The organism is Vibrio ouci (genome assembly GCF_004551525.1).
GTDB lineage: Bacteria > Pseudomonadota > Gammaproteobacteria > Enterobacterales > Vibrionaceae > Vibrio > Vibrio ouci.
The window spans coordinates 1-316 of sequence record NZ_SATR01000445.1; the positions used below are offsets into that span (position 1 = coordinate 1).

1 protein-coding gene is annotated in these 316 nt (G+C 42.7%); it reads right to left on the reverse strand.

The genetic code is table 11. The features are described 5' to 3' along the window. The coding region (locus ELS82_RS26205) for a transposase (RefSeq protein ID WP_167489594.1) at positions 1–316 on the reverse strand (316 nt) is incomplete at both ends.

A 316-nucleotide genomic window follows, 5' to 3' on the forward strand; every position in this document is an offset into this window, starting at 1 on the left:
GCAAAGTGCTCAACAACTTCATATCTTAGCTTTCGTTTTACAGGGGTTAACCAATGACAATTGGAAGCTGCTTTGCTCCATGCAATCAACAAGTCAGCAGAAAAATAGCAACGGTCAAATAATGTGAGTGAGTTTGCTGGCACATCACTTAATAATTGGCGTGCTAGTGTTGCTTCACCGACCTGACAGGCATCAAAAGCAGCCCCTATCATAAAGCGAGTTTCGGTCGCCATTAGGCCTACCATACGTAGTTGAGGATATGGCTTATATTTTTGAGAAATAAACCCAAATGCTTGCGCATTATCTTCGGAGTCCT